Genomic DNA, 13,534 nt, shown 5'->3' with positions numbered 1-13,534 from the left:
GCCCGGCGACGTGCAGATCGTGGCCGCAGGCATGCATCATCCCAGGGTGCTGGGACACGTACGGCACGTCGACCCGCTCGGTCACCGGCAGCGCGTCCATGTCGCCACGGAGCAGGACGACCGGTCCGGGGCCGCCGCCGCCCCGCAGAACCGCTGTCACCGAGGACAGCTCCTTGCCGAGGGTGATCTCCAGCGGAAGGCCTTCGAGCGCGTCGAGGACCAGTTGCTGCGTCTTCGGGAGAGCGAGGTCGTACTCGGGGACCTGGTGGAGCGCCCGGCGGAGGGTGACGATCTCGTCGCGGAAGCCTTCGGCCAGCTCGACCGTCCGGCTCATGCCGCCGGGCTCAGCTTGAGGGCCGCCATCACGCGCTGCGCGCTGCTGCCGAGCTCGAGCAGCTCGACCAAGTCGAGCCAGCGCTCGGGATCCTTGACCTCCCGCGGCAAGGTCGCGTCGAACCTGCCGACCGGCGCGTCCTTGGCGACCGCGACCACTTTCGGCGCGACGTCCAGATAGTCGCCCGCGTCCAGGATCTTCCGTTTCACCCCGGCCGCCATCGGCGTGCTGGGGTCGGCGGCCGCGGCGCGGATCGCGTCCAGGTCGCCGTACGCCGTGACCAGTGAGGCGGCCGTCTTCTCGCCGACGCCCTTCACCCCGGGCAGTCCGTCGGAGGCGTCGCCGCGCAGCGTGGCGAAGTCGGCGTACCGGTTGGCGGGGACCTCGTACTTCGCGAGCAGTGCCTTCTCGTCGTACACGTCGGCCCGGCCGACGCCGCGGGCGGCGGTGTAGACGACCCGGATGCCGCGGCTGTCGTCGATCAACTGGAACAGGTCACGGTCGCCGGTGACGACGTCCACCGGCATCGTCGCCCGGTGCGACAGCGTCCCGATGACGTCGTCGGCCTCGTGGTCGGGCGCGCCGGCGACGGCGATGCCGAGCGCCTCCAGGCAGGCCCGGATGTACGGCACCTGGACCTCGAGCCGGTCCGGCACGTCCTCGACCTGCTCGCCCTTGGGCGTGACGAACTCGACCCGCTGCGCCTTGTACGACGGGATCAGCGCGACCCGCCAGGACGGCCGCCAGTTGTCGTCCCAGCAGGCGACCAGATGGGTCGGCCGGTGGTTCTCGGCCAGCCGGGCGATGAAGTCGAGCAGGCCGCGGATCGCGTTCGTCGGCGTACCGTCGGCCGCCTTCATCGTGTCCGGCACGCCGAAGAACGCCCGGAAGTACAGCGACGCGGTATCGAGCAGCATCAGCCGCTGCGCAGTCTCAGCCATGGGGTGATGCTTTCATGCCGGGGCGCCACGGCAGTAGGGTCACTCACGTGGAGGACCTTGACCGCAAGATCGTGGGGCTGCTGGCGACCGACGGCAGGATGAGTTTCACCGACCTGGGCAAGGCGACCGGCCTGTCGACGTCGGCGGTGCACCAGCGGGTCAAGCGGCTGGAGCAGCGCGGCATCATCCAGGGCTACGCGGCGACGGTCGACCACACGGCGCTCGACCTGCCGCTGACCGCGCTGATCGCGATCCGGCCGATCGACCCGTCCCAACCGGACGACTCGCCCGAGCGGCTCCGCGAGGTCCGTGAGATCGAGTCCTGCTACTCGGTCGCCGGCGACTCCAGCTACGTCCTGGTCGTCCGGGTGGCCTCGCCGGGCGCGCTGGAAAACCTGCTGGCCGTCATCCGGGCCCGCGCCAACGTCTCCACGACGACCACGATCGTCCTGAGTACGCCGTACGAGCGTCGTCCGCCGGCGCTGTGACCGGCGCGCGCCGGGGCCTTGCTGGTCAATCTGTTCCGCACGCTGGTCCCGAGTGGGGACGCCGAGCGGGACGTGGTCAATCAGCGGATGTGCGAGGTCTTCGGGGTCGACGGTGAGGCGTTCACGCGGGAATTCGCGGCGGCGTACGAGCGTTTGACCGGCGTGCACGGCGATCTGCCGAGCACGCTGCGGGCGATCGCCCGGCGTACCGGCGTCGAACCGACGGACGAACAGGTGCGCGAGGCAACGAGCCTGCGCTGGGAGCTGTCCCGCCGGCTCCTCAAGATCGAGGCAGCGACCGGTTTGCTGAACCGGTGCTTCGGATCCGCGCTGACGGCAACCACCGAAGGGCCCATGCGTCCATTGCCGGCGACGGTGGGACGCCTCCGGTGCCACCCCCTGCATCGATGGCACCGGAGGCGGGAATGGTTAGTTGATCTGCAGGAGCTTCTGGGACTCGGCGGCCTGGCGGGAGGCGGCGGCGCGTCGTTCGGCCTCGGCCAGGGATGTGCCGGCGTGCTGCTTCCACCACTCCCGGCCCGCGGCGGGCAGGGTGTCGATCGGGTCGTAGTACTCGTAGGTGCGGTTGAGTGCCTCGGGGTCCTGCTGCTCGATCCCGGTGCGGTAGTTCTTCTTCCAGTACGAGATGCCGCGGACCTCGTCGTACTCGGACAACTGGTGCACCCACCGCTTGCCGACGTACGGGACGTCGCAGACGATCCGCGGAGTCGCGAACCCGGGCAGGTAGCCGAGGATCCCGTGCTGCAGGTGCTGCGCGTCCCGCACCGAGACCCGCCAGTGCTCGGAGAAGGGGATCAGGTCGCACATGTAGAAGTAGTACGGCGTGATCGTCGCACCGTCGAGCAGCGCGAAGCACAGGTCGAGCAGTTGCGGCACGGAGTCGTTGACGCCGCGCATCAGCACACCTTGGTTGCGGACGTCGCGGATGCCCGCGTCGAACATCGCCTTCGTCGCCTCGGCGACCAGCGGCGTCACCGACTGGGCCGCGTTGACGTGAGTGTGGATGGCCATCATCACGCCGCGCTCGCGGGCGGTCCGGCTGACCCGCTCGACCCCGGCCCGGACGTCGTCCGACAGCCAGTGCTGCGGCATCCCCATCAGCGCCTTGGTGGCCAGCCGGATGTCGCGGATGTTCTCGATCTCCAGCAGGCTGCCGAGGAACGCCTCCAGCCGTGGCCACGGCATGTTCGCCACGTCGCCGCCGGACACGACGACGTCCCGGACCCCCGGCGTACGGCGCAGGTAGTCGAGCATGTCGTCGAGCCGGGTCTGTGGCTTCGCGACGAACTTCAGCTTGTCGATCACCGGCGTCGAGTTGCCGACCAGGTCCATCCGGGTGCAGTGACCGCAGTACTGCGGACAGGTCGGCAGAACCTCGGCCAGCACCTTCGTCGGGTAGCGGTGGGTCAGCCCCTCCGTGGCCCACATCTCGTGCTCGTGCAGCGAGTCCCGAGTCGCGTGCGGGTGCGACGGCCAGTCGCTGCGGCGGTCACTGAACACCGGAAGCATGTAGCGGCGGACCGGGTCCGCGTAGAAGGCCTCGGTGTAGTCGGAGGCGCCCTGCGGCACGATCGTGTTCAGCATCTGCGGCGGCAGCAGCATCGACATCGTCGCCCGCTCGGCCTGGTCGCGGGTCAGGTCGTCGTAGAACCGCTCGTCCACCAGGTCGCCCATCACGTCGCGCAACTGCTTGACGTTCTTCACGCAGTGCGCGCGCTGCCACTGCACCGACCGCCACTCCTCGACCGTGACGTCCTTCCAGCCGGGGATGCGGCTCCAGTCCGGCTCCACCAGCTCGGCTCGCCGGTACGCGTACGGCTGGCCGGCGAGATCACTCGGCTCCGGTACGGCGAGGTCGGGGCTGATCAGGTCGGTCACGAAGGGCCTCCGGGGCTTCAGGGGCGATGCGGTCATATGTGAGGATAGCGATAGAACGTCCCGTAGATCCACCAATATGCCGGAAGAATTCCCGTCGACTCGCAGTTTCGGTAGTCTTTTGCCTGACTCAGAAGGAGGCCCCGTGTCGTCTGACCCGGTAGGACTGCACCGTGTGATCACCCCGTCCGGCGTGTTGCCGCAGGCGGCGGAGAAACTGGACGCACGTCCCGAGATCTGGCCGGACGAGGTCCGCATCGCGGTCGAGCGGCTGAACCTGGACGCCGCGTCGTACCGCCAGCTGGCCGAGGCGTACGGCGGCGACGGTACGGCGATCCGCCGCGCCGTGCTCGACATCGTCGAGGCCCGCGGCAAGATGCAGAACCCGGTCACCGGCTCCGGCGGCATGCTCGTCGGTGTCGTCGACGAGGTCGGCCCGGAGTCACCGCTCGGCGTCGCCCCCGGCGACCGGGTCGCCACCCTGGTCTCGCTCACCCTCACGCCGCTGCGGATCACCGATGGCCTGGAGAACTGGGACGGCCGCGGTAAGCAGGTGCCGGCACACGGGCACGCGATCCTCTTCGCCCGGTCGATCGTGGCGAAGCTGCCGGACGACCTGGAGCCGGAGCTCTCCCTGGCGGTCATGGACGTCTGCGGCGCGCCCGCGCTGACCGCCCGGGTGGTCCGCCAGTATGTCGACAAAGGCATAAAGCCTGTCGTGTCAGTAATTGGCGGCGCAGGGAAAAGTGGCTCGCTGTCCCTGGCCGCCGCCCGGCACGCGGGTGCGGCCCGGACGATCGGCATCGTCCCGGTGCGGCACGAGTCCGAGCGGCTCGCGGCGGCCGCGCTGGCCGACACGGTCGCGCTGGCGGACGCCCGCGACCCGGTGGCTCTCGCCGCGGCGGTCGAGCAGGCCGGGGGGCCGGCGGACATCACCGTGGTCTGCGTCGACGTACCGGGCTGTGAGCACGGCGCCGTGCTCTCGACGGCCACCGGGGGCACGGTGATCTTCTTCTCGATGGCGACCTCGTTCTCCGCCGCCGCGCTGGGCGCCGAGGGCCTGGCCGCCGACGTCACCATGCTGGTCGGCAACGGCTATGTGCCCGGCCACGCGGAGTACGCGATCGAGCTGCTGCGCACCGAGGCGGGTGTCCGCGAACTGTTCGAGAGCAGGCTGGCGGAGGATTGAGCCGTGCGCACACTTCTGACGAACGGTTCCGTCTACTCTCCCGCCGATCCGCACGCGACCGCGATCGCGTTCGACGACGGTGTGGTCACCTGGCTCGGTGACGACACCGGCGCCACGGCCTACACCGACGGCGCGGACGAGGTGATCGACCTCGGCGGCAAGCTCGTGACGCCGGCGTTCGTCGACGCCCACGTCCACGCCGCGCAGACCGGCGCCCTGCTGACCGGCCTCGATCTGGCCGGTGCGGCGTCGCTCACCGAGGCGCTCGACCAGCTCGCGGCCTTCGCGGCGCGGCTTCCGCCGGACGCGGTGATCGACGGCGCCGGGTGGGACGAGACCAAGTGGCCCGAGGGCCGGCCGCCGACGGCGGAGGAGCTGGATCGCGCGGCGGGCGGCCGCCGGGTCTACCTGTCCCGGATCGACGGCCACTCCGGCGTGATCTCGTCGGCGCTGATGTCCGTAGCCGAAGGCGACGGCTTCGACGCGACCGGCCGGGTCGAGCGCGACGCCCACCACGCCGTACGGGATGCGCTGAGCGAGCTGATCGGACCGGATCAGCGCAGGCAGGACGTTCGCGCCGCGTTGCAGGCGATGGCCGCGAAGGGCATCGGGGCGTTTCACGAGATGGCGGCACCCCACCTCGGGCCGCTGTGGGAGCTGCCGATCGTGCGCGAGGTGGCGGACGAGCTCGGCCTGGCGGCGGCGCTGTACTGGGGGCAGCCGGGCGTCTTCGAGCACGTCGACACCTACGGACTGGCCGGTCTCGCCGGCGACCTCAACGCGGACGGTGCACTGGGATCGCGGACGGCCGCGCTGCGCGAGGCCTACGCCGATCGCGCGGGCCACCGCGGTCACGTGTACCTGACGCCCGAGGAGATCGCCGAGCACGTGATCGCGTGCACCGAGCGGAACGTGCAGGCCGGTTTCCACTGCATCGGCGACCAGGCGGTCGACAACATCGCGCGCGGTTTCGAGCTCGCCGCCGAGAAGATCGGCGGGCAAGCGCTCGTGGCGGCACGGCACCGGCTCGAGCACGTCGAGATGCCCAGCGAAGAGGCGATCGCGACGCTCGCCCGCTGCGGTGTCGTGGCCAGCGTGCAGCCGATGTTCGACGCGCTCTGGGGTGGTCCGGACGACATGTACGCCGAGCGCGTCGGCGACCGCTGGCAGGGCATGAACCCGTTCGGTTCGCTGGCCCGTGCGGGCGTCGTGCTCGCGTTCGGCTCGGACTCGCCGGTGACCGGGCTCGGCGGCTGGGAGGCCGTGCGCGCGGCCGCGTTCCATCATGAGCCGACCGAGCGGATCACCGTGCGGGCCGCGTTCCAGGCGCATACCCGTGGTGGCTGGCGGGCGGCCGGGATCGACGACGCCGGTGTGCTCGCGCCCGGCACGGCGGCGACGTACGCGATCTGGCAGAGTGACGCGGAGCTCGTCGTCCAGACCCCGGACTCCCGGGTCGCCGCCTGGTCGACCGACCCCCGCGCCGGGGTGCCGGTGCTGCCGGACCTCAGTGAAGGAACGCCTACTTGTCTGCGCACCGCCGTCGGCGGCCGCGTGGTTCACGAAGCTCAGGGATGGTCCCAGTGACGCGCACGGTGAAGAAGCTCGACCTCGACCCGGTCACCGTCCGGAAGGCGCGCAGCCTGGCCCGCAAGGCGGGCCGGCCGATCGTCGACCTGGCGCGACAGCACACGACGGTCTCGGTCGAACGAGCGGTACTGCGGCTGGCCGGGCTCGCCGGCGCGGACACCGAAGGCATCCCGTGGGTGAACCGGCTCGCGGACACCGTCCGGGCCGACGTCGGGCTCGAGCACGGGCTGGCGTTGCCGGTGTGGGACGCGCTCGTGCGTGGCGAGGCCGAGGACCTGAGCGTGCTCGCCCAGAAGGCGGCAACGGGTTCGGTGACGTTCCGGCTGCCGGAGGGCCGGGACGCCGTCCGGGCCCGGTCCGCGGCGCGGAAGGCCACGGCCGCCGGGCTGAAGCGGGTCGACGCGCGGCGGCGCGAACGCGACCGGCTGATCAAGCGGCACGGTGATCCCGAGCAACGGCCGTGGATCTACCTGATCGTTGCCACCGGCGACATCTACGAGGACATCCCGCAGGCACAGGCGGCCGCGCGCGAGGGCGCCGACATCATCGCGGTGATCCGGTCGACCGGGCAGTCCCTGCTGGACTACGTGCCCGAGGGCGCGACCCGGGAAGGGTTCGCCGGCACGTACGCGACCCAGGAGAACTTCCGGCTCATGCGGGCCGCGCTGGACGAGACGTCGCGCGAGCTCGGCCGGTACGTCCGGCTGACCAACTACGCGTCCGGCCTGTGCATGCCGGAGATCGCGACCCTGGCCGGCCTCGAGCGGCTGGACATGATGCTGAACGACTCGATGTACGGGATCCTGTTCCGCGACATCAACCCGATCCGCACCTTCGTCGACCAGCGGTTCAGCCGGCAGGTCCACGCCCGCGCCGGGATCATCATCAACACCGGCGAGGACAACTACCTGACCACCGCGGACGCGGTCGAGGCCGCGCACACGGTGACGGTGTCGCAGCTGCTGAACGAGTACTTCGCCAAGGAGGCCGGGCTCGAGGACTGGCAGCTCGGCCTCGGGCACGCGTTCGAGATCAACCCCGACCTGCCGGACTCGTTCCGGCTCGAGCTCGCGCACGCGATGCTGGCCCGGCAGTTGTTCCCGGAGGCGCCGCTGAAGTGGATGCCGCCGACCCGGCACATGACCGGTGACGTGTTCCGCGGGTACCTGCTGGACGGGTTCTTCAACCTGGTCGGCGCGATGACCGGGCAGGGCATCCTGCTGGTCGGGATGATGACCGAGGCGGTGGTGACGCCGTGGATCTCCGACCGCGACCTGGCCCTGCAGAACGTCCGCTACGTGATGGGTGCCGCCGGCAACCTTCATGAGGACTTCCGGCCGGAACCGGACGGCTTCATCGCGTCCCGGGCGCGCCAGGTGCTGTCCGAGTCCGTGGAACTGCTCGAGGAGATCGTGGACGACGGCCTGCTGAACGCGATCGGTGACGGCACGTTCGGCCTGATGAAGCGCCCGCAGGACGCCGGCCGCGGTCTGGACGGTGTGGCCAAACGGTCGCCGGAGTACTACAACCCGGCCATCGAGCTGTTGGAGGAAGCACCACCACCTCCCTCCTCTTCTTCTCTTCCCAGAACCCCAGCGGACGTGAGGGCGAAAGGCAGGCGGAAGTGAGCATCATCCGGCCGTACGGCGACACCACCGGTGACGGGATGGTGCAGCTGTCGTTCACGCTGCCGATCCCGCACGACAAGCGCGCCGAGGGCGCCGCTGTTCAGCTGGCCAACACGATGGGCATGGACCCGGCGCTGGTCGTGCACGCCAAGGCGATGGGACCGGACTTCACCTTCTTCGTGGTCTACGGCCCGGTGAACCACCTGGTCGACACCGGCAAGGTCGAGGTGGTCGAGCGGGACTACCCGCTGCTGTCGCCGAAGGAGGTCAACCTCGCGATCCGCAAGACGCTGCGCCGCCGGCTGACCATCGTCGGCGCGTGCATCGGCACCGACGCACACACCGTCGGCATCGACGCGATCATGAACATCAAGGGGTTCGCGGGGGAGAAGGGCCTGGAGTACTACCGCGAGCTGAAGGTGGTGAACCTCGGCGCCCAGGTCGCGGTACCGGAGCTGGTCCGGCGGGCCAAGGCGGAGAAGGCGGACGCGATCCTGGTGTCGCAGGTGGTGACCCAGCGGGAGGCGCACGTCCTGAACACCAAGGAGATGTCGGCGGCCTTCCGCGAGGCGTACGCCGACGACGCGCGGCCGGTGCTGGTTGCCGGCGGCCCCCGTTTCACCGAGCAGATGGCCGGCGAGCTCGGTGTCGACCGGGTGTTCGGCCGGGGTACCACCCCGGGCGAGGTGGCCAGCTACCTGGTCGACGCACTCGTGACGCGACGCAGGCAGACCCCGAGCAAGAGGAGCGCATAGGTGTCAAAGGCAACTGTCGGGCTGACGGTGACGCACCGGCGGTACGTGCCGTACAGCCACGCGCACTACGCCGGCAACCTGGTCGACGGAGCGTACGTGCTGGGTCTGTTCGGCGACGTCGCCACCGAGGTGTGCATCCAGGCCGACGGCGACGAGGGCCTGTTCGCGTCGTACTCCGACGTGCAGTTCCTGGAGCCGCTGCGTGCCGGTGACGTCGTGGAGGTGACGGCAACGATCACCCGCGTCGGCAACCGCAGCCGGGAGCTCGGGTTCAGCGCGGCCGTCGTCTGCCGGGGCCGGCCGGACCGGTCCGAGTCGGCCGCCGAGGTGCTGCCCGAGCCGCTGGTGATCACGCGGGCGACCGGAACCGTCGTCGTACCGGTTGGGTGACGATTAGTTGCCGTGGGTAACGATTACATGGAGTGCCGAGACGGCTCTGTAACGTGACTCCGATGAATCGTTCTCGTTTCTCCAGGTAGGGCAGGCGAAAGTGTTACAACGGCCTCAAGGAGCCGGTGGAGAGGTTGACACCATCGCCGTCAGCGAGCATCGTTTTGGGAGTCGTCAAATCCCGTTGTATCAACGGTCACACGAAGTTCGGCCACCGGATGATCCCGCGACGCTGACCAGGCCAGTGCCAGGCCTGAGTCGACGGGGGCTGAGATCGCCGGTGGTTAGCCCCCCGCGGGGCAGAGGTGGAAGAGGCTCGGCGGCCAGTAGACAACAGCCGGACGGTTCGCAGCCAGCGCATCGACGGTTGGTCCGAAGGCACGCCGAGCCTCTTTCCTCTTCCCGGACCTGAAGCGCTCCCAGTTCCTGCCGGCGTGTCGATTCTTCCTCCCTGTCCGCGATCGGTGCTCCCCGGCTACTGACCGGATACATTTGCCTGTCCGGGACGTTGTACGGTCGTGCGACCGGCGTCCGCCGGGAACAGTGAGGACAAGGGGTACCGCGTGGACCGGTTGAAGGCTCTTGGTCGCGTCCTGCCGCGGGTGGCGGTGGCCGTCGCGGCGGGCGCTCTGCTCGGCTTCGCCTTCGAACCGCACGACTACCCCTGGCTGACGATCGTCGCCGTACCGCTGTTCCTGGCCGCGCTCACCGGCGCCTCGGCCAAGGGTGGGTTGCTGATCGGCGCCGGCTTCGGCATCACCTACTACCTCGTCCTGGTCCCCTGGCTGAGTGTGATCGGTGGCGACGCGGCGATCGCGCTGGCGATCCTCGAGGGCCTCTTCTACGCGGTCTTCGGCGCGTTCGCGACCCAGGTGCTGAAGCTGAAGTGGTGGCCGCTGTGGATCGCGAGCCTGTGGGTGGCGACCGAGTTCGCAACCGCCTCGGTCCCGTTCGGCGGCTTCCCCTGGGGCCGGCTGGCGTGGGCGTTCTCCGACTCGCCGCTCGGCAAGCTGGCCTCGCTCGTAGGCATCCCCGGCCTGAGCTTCGCCGTCGCCCTGCTCGGCGTGCTGGTGTACGCCGTACTGCGGCCGAAGAGCACGGTCAGGTTCCGGATCGTCGCGGTGGTCGCAGGAGTCGCGATCGTCGGTGGCAGTGCGCTGATCAACCTGTCGACCGAGGGCAACGGCAGGGTCGTGAACGCGGCCATGGTGCAGGGCAACGTGCCCGGCAAAGGGCTGGAGTTCCTCGGCCGCGCCCGGACCGTGACCCGCAACCACCTGAACGCGACCCTCGACCTGCAACGGCGCGTCCAGGAGGGATCGGAGGACAAGCCGGACATCGTCATCTGGCCGGAGAACTCGACCGACATCGACCCGTTCAAGGACGCCGAGACGCGCGCCGACATCGAGGCGGCGGTCAAGGCCGTGGGCGTGCCGATCCTCGTCGGCGCCGTACTCGAAGGACCGGGCCCGAACGAGCGGCAGACCACCGGGATCGTCTGGGACCCGCGGACCGGCCCCGGCGAGATCTACGCGAAGCGGCACCCGGTGCCCTTCGGTGAGTACATCCCGTTCCGAGAGCAGTTGCTGCCCTACATCAAGCGGCTGGAGATGGTCGGCCGGCAGACCGCGCCGGGGACGAAGCCAGGGGTGCTGCCGATCAACGGTGTGACCTACGGCGACGTCATCTGCTTCGAGGTCGCGTACGACGACGTCGTCCGGGACGTGATGAAACGCGACGCCCAGATCCTCGTCGTGCAGACGAACAACGCGACGTACGGCGGGACCGGGCAGCCCGAGCAGCAGTTCGCGATCACCCGGATGCGCGCGATCGAGACCGGCCGGACCGTGCTGATCACGTCCACGAGCGGCATCTCCGGAGTGGTCCGGCCCGACGGCACCGTCGAGCACAAGTCGTCACAGTTCGTGCCCGACGTGTATGTCGCCTCGGTTCCGGTCCGCGATACCCATACGCTGGCCACCACACTCGGCGGCTGGCCGCAGTGGATCTTGACCGGCCTGGGGATCCTGGGAGTGGTCCTCGCGCTGGTGGCCCGCCGCAGGCGGGCGACCGGTGGACCGGAGGCCCCGCCGGCACCCACGCGCAGCCGCGAAAAGGTCCCGGCCTGACCGTTCAGGCCGGCTCGGAGCCGGTGACACAGTCGTCACCGGAGGCAGGAGCACTGTGAGTACGACGCCTTTCGCGGATCTTGGCCGGATCCTGGTGATCATCCCGACGTACGACGAGGCCGAGAACATCGAGCCGATCGTGCGCCGGCTGCGTGACGCCGTACCGGAGGCCGACGTCCTCGTCGCCGACGACAACTCGCCCGACGGCACCGGCGACCTCGCCGACAAACTGGCCGCCGACGACGACCACGTGCACGTGCTGCACCGCACGGGCAAGGAAGGCCTCGGCGCGGCCTACATCGCCGGCTTCCGCTGGGGGATCGAGCGCGAGTACGGCGTACTCGTCGAGCATGACGCGGACGGGTCCCACCAGCCGGAGCAATTGCCCCGGCTACTGACCGCGCTGCGGGACGCGGACCTCGTCCTCGGGTCGCGGTACGTGCCCGGCGGCGCGGTCGAGAACTGGCCGAAGTCGCGCGAGATCCTCAGTCGTGGCGGCAACATCTACACCCGGCTCGCGCTCGGCGTACCGCTCAAGGACGCGACCGGTGGGTATCGGGCGTTCCGGCGAGCAACACTGGAGGGGATCGGGCTGGACCAGGTCGCCTCCGCGGGCTACTGCTTCCAGGTCGATCTGGCGTGGCGGGCGGTCAAGGCCGGGTTCCGGGTCGTCGAGGTGCCGATCACCTTCGTCGAGCGGGAACGCGGTGAGTCCAAGATGTCGCGGGCGATCGTGATCGAGGCGATGGCCCGGGTCGGCCGGTGGGGCCTGGGTCACCGGGCACGTCAGCTCCGGAGTCTGGTGAGGAAGGGGTAGGACATGCCGTGGTTCGTGGCGCTCGCGCTGCTGGTGGTGCCGATCCTGGAGATCTACGTGATCATCCAGGTCGGCCAGGTGATCGGCGGCTGGCCGACCGTCGGGCTGCTGCTCGTGGAGAGCGCGCTCGGTGCCTGGCTGATCAAGCGCGAGGGCCGGCGGGCGTGGAACGCGCTGCAGACCTCGCTGCAGACCGCGAAGATGCCCGGCCGGGAGCTCGCCGACGCCGCCCTGGTCCTGGTCGGCGGCACGCTGCTGCTCACCCCCGGGTTCGTCACGGACATCTTCGGCTTCTTCTTCGTCCTGCCGTTCACCCGGCCGATCGCGCGCCGGGGGTTGTCGGCGTTCCTCGGCCGCCGGCTGACGACGCGGATGGGCGCCATGGGCGGCGCTGCCGGGCCGGGCTTCCCCGGCTTCATCCCCGGGCCGGGCAGCTCAGGTGCGGGCCGGGCGCGACCAGAAGCCTCCGACGACGTCATCCAGGGCGAGGTCATCGACCCGGACAAGAAGTAGCCCCGCGCCCACGAATACTGCGCGGTCGCGGAGTGCTCACCGTCGCTCGCGATGAACGTGGCCGACGGTTGTGGCGAGAGCGCTCAGGCGCGAACACCTGCCGGCCGGTGAAAGTGGTTTGAAAGCCCGGGGCGATTCGATGGGCAGCACGGGCCCGGGGTCGCCGGATGTCGAGACTGCGGCGGGGGCTCCGTCCCGGGATAGAAGTGGCCGTGGCGGAGAAGCGGAGACACAGTGGGCATCCAGCGGATGGACAACGTCGGGATCGTCGTCGAGGACCTCGATGCGGCGGTGGGGTTCTTCGAGGAGCTCGGGATGGAGCTGCAGGGGAAGGCCCAGGTCGGCGGGCCGGTGGCGGACCATTCCGTGGGGCTCGACGGAGTGGTCTGTGACATCGCGATGATGCGGACGCCGGACGGGCACGGTCGGCTCGAGTTGGCGAAGTACCTGAGCCCGGCGGTGATCGACGCCGGGCAGCGCGACCGGCCGCACAACACGCTCGGCATGCATCGGGTGATGTTCGCCGTCGACGACATCGAGGACGTCGTCACCCGGCTACGCGCTCACGGCGGCGAGCTCGTCGGCCGGATCGCGCGGTACGAGGACAGCGCCCTGCTCTGCTACGTGCGTGGCCCGGAGGGAATCTTCGTCGGTCTGGCGCAGCAACTCGGCTGACAGGTGACGCAGGCGTCAACGTGCGCTGAACTCAGCTCAGCTCAGCTCAGCTGAATGCTCAACGGCTGTTTCGCTGACGGCTACCAGCGTGCACGGTTGACGCAGCGTCAAGGTCAGGCCGACGCGTGGGACCGCTCCGCGAACGGGCCGTTGACCGTGAGTTCGGTGAAGCGTGCGGCCATTCGGCGG

At 69.9% G+C, this 13,534-nt stretch carries 14 protein-coding genes; 10 read left to right on the top strand and 4 right to left on the bottom strand.

Annotated elements, in window-relative coordinates; translation table 11 throughout:
* Together E1218_RS30775 and E1218_RS30770 are read right to left on the bottom strand one after the other, a co-directional pair.
* On the bottom strand, window positions 1-334 hold a 334-nt coding region (locus tag E1218_RS30775; protein ID WP_132326557.1), incomplete at its 3' end, for a M20/M25/M40 family metallo-hydrolase.
* Window positions 331-1,251: a 5'-3' exonuclease gene (locus E1218_RS30770; RefSeq protein WP_132326559.1), complete on the bottom strand. Its 921-nt coding sequence runs from the start codon at window positions 1,249-1,251 to the stop codon at window positions 331-333. The genes E1218_RS30775 and E1218_RS30770, both read right to left, overlap by 4 nt.
* Before the next feature lie 71 nt (window positions 1,252-1,322).
* Between E1218_RS30770 and E1218_RS30765 the strand changes: the two genes are divergently transcribed.
* Window positions 1,323-1,763: an Lrp/AsnC family transcriptional regulator gene (locus tag E1218_RS30765; RefSeq protein WP_202866285.1), complete on the top strand. Its 441-nt coding sequence runs from the start codon at window positions 1,323-1,325 to the stop codon at window positions 1,761-1,763.
* An 80-nt stretch (window positions 1,764-1,843) separates the two neighbouring features.
* Here E1218_RS30765 and E1218_RS30760 read toward each other — a convergent pair whose 3' ends face one another.
* Together E1218_RS30760 and E1218_RS30755 are read right to left on the bottom strand one after the other, a co-directional pair.
* Window positions 1,844-2,119 carry a hypothetical protein gene (locus E1218_RS30760; protein WP_132326555.1) on the bottom strand — a complete coding sequence of 92 codons (276 nt, stop codon included), beginning with the start codon at window positions 2,117-2,119 and terminating at the stop codon, window positions 1,844-1,846.
* A gap of 73 nt (window positions 2,120-2,192) precedes the next feature.
* Entirely contained in the window at window positions 2,193-3,662 is a 1,470-nt protein-coding gene (locus E1218_RS30755) for a KamA family radical SAM protein (protein ID WP_132326554.1), read from the bottom strand.
* Between the two features lie 142 nt (window positions 3,663-3,804).
* Here E1218_RS30755 and kdd point away from each other — a divergent pair, with 142 nt between their 5' ends.
* From kdd to E1218_RS30710, 9 genes are all read left to right on the top strand, one after another.
* Window positions 3,805-4,848, top strand: coding sequence for an L-erythro-3,5-diaminohexanoate dehydrogenase (kdd, locus tag E1218_RS30750; protein WP_132326553.1), 1,044 nt, complete (start codon window positions 3,805-3,807; stop codon window positions 4,846-4,848).
* A gap of 3 nt (window positions 4,849-4,851) precedes the next feature.
* Window positions 4,852-6,435 (top strand): amidohydrolase, encoded by a 1,584-nt coding sequence (locus tag E1218_RS30745; protein WP_132326552.1) that lies wholly within the window; start codon window positions 4,852-4,854, stop codon window positions 6,433-6,435.
* Window positions 6,432-8,066 carry a lysine 5,6-aminomutase subunit alpha gene (gene kamD / locus E1218_RS30740; RefSeq protein ID WP_233712586.1) on the top strand — a complete coding sequence of 545 codons (1,635 nt, stop codon included), beginning with the start codon at window positions 6,432-6,434 and terminating at the stop codon, window positions 8,064-8,066. Before E1218_RS30745 ends, kamD begins: the two co-directional genes overlap by 4 nt.
* Window positions 8,063-8,821 carry a lysine 5,6-aminomutase subunit beta gene (gene kamE, locus E1218_RS30735; protein ID WP_132326551.1) on the top strand — a complete coding sequence of 253 codons (759 nt, stop codon included), beginning with the start codon at window positions 8,063-8,065 and terminating at the stop codon, window positions 8,819-8,821. Before kamD ends, kamE begins: the two co-directional genes overlap by 4 nt.
* Window positions 8,822-9,211: a 3-aminobutyryl-CoA ammonia lyase gene (kal, locus tag E1218_RS30730; RefSeq protein WP_132326550.1), complete on the top strand. Its 390-nt coding sequence runs from the start codon at window positions 8,822-8,824 to the stop codon at window positions 9,209-9,211.
* A 563-nt stretch (window positions 9,212-9,774) separates the two neighbouring features.
* Complete coding sequence (gene lnt, locus E1218_RS30725; RefSeq protein ID WP_132326549.1) at window positions 9,775-11,340, top strand: apolipoprotein N-acyltransferase; 1,566 nt, start codon at window positions 9,775-9,777, stop codon at window positions 11,338-11,340.
* A 55-nt stretch (window positions 11,341-11,395) separates the two neighbouring features.
* Window positions 11,396-12,157, top strand: a complete 762-nt coding sequence (locus E1218_RS30720) for a polyprenol monophosphomannose synthase (RefSeq protein WP_202866284.1) — start codon at window positions 11,396-11,398, stop codon at window positions 12,155-12,157.
* A gap of 3 nt (window positions 12,158-12,160) precedes the next feature.
* Entirely contained in the window at window positions 12,161-12,670 is a 510-nt protein-coding gene (locus E1218_RS30715; RefSeq protein ID WP_132326548.1) for an FxsA family protein, read from the top strand.
* A 234-nt stretch (window positions 12,671-12,904) separates the two neighbouring features.
* Window positions 12,905-13,345: a VOC family protein gene (locus E1218_RS30710; protein ID WP_132326547.1), complete on the top strand. Its 441-nt coding sequence runs from the start codon at window positions 12,905-12,907 to the stop codon at window positions 13,343-13,345.
* Window positions 13,346-13,534 lie beyond the last annotated feature (189 nt).

This window comes from Kribbella turkmenica, from assembly GCF_004348725.1.
GTDB classification, from domain to species: domain Bacteria; phylum Actinomycetota; class Actinomycetes; order Propionibacteriales; family Kribbellaceae; genus Kribbella; species Kribbella turkmenica.
This window is presented reverse-complemented; position numbering and strand designations above follow the sequence as displayed.